General features: G+C 53.6%; 1 rRNA gene. It reads left to right on the top strand.

The annotated features are described in order from the left end of the window. Positions 1-267: ribosomal RNA gene (locus tag ACZGCQ_RS17005) — 23S ribosomal RNA — on the top strand; the annotation flags it as partial.

The raw sequence follows: 267 nt of genomic DNA, 5'->3' as shown, positions 1-267 counted from the left end.
CTTGGCACTAGGAGCCGATGAAGGACGCGACGAACAGCGATATGCTTCGGGGAGCAGTAAGTATGCTTTGATCCGAAGATTTCCGAATGGGGGAACCCACCATCTGTAATGGGATGGGACATGTTACGTGAATACATAGCGTAGCGTGAGGCAGACCCGGGGAACTGAAACATCTAAGTACCCGGAGGAAGAGAAAGCAAATGCGATTCCCTGAGTAGCGGCGAGCGAAACGGGAACAGCCCAAACCGAAGAGCATGCTCTTCGGGG

This window comes from Exiguobacterium sp. HSB13 (assembly GCF_056764755.1).
The sequence above is the reverse complement of the archived record's forward strand: the minus strand, read 5'-3'. Positions and strand labels throughout refer to the sequence as shown.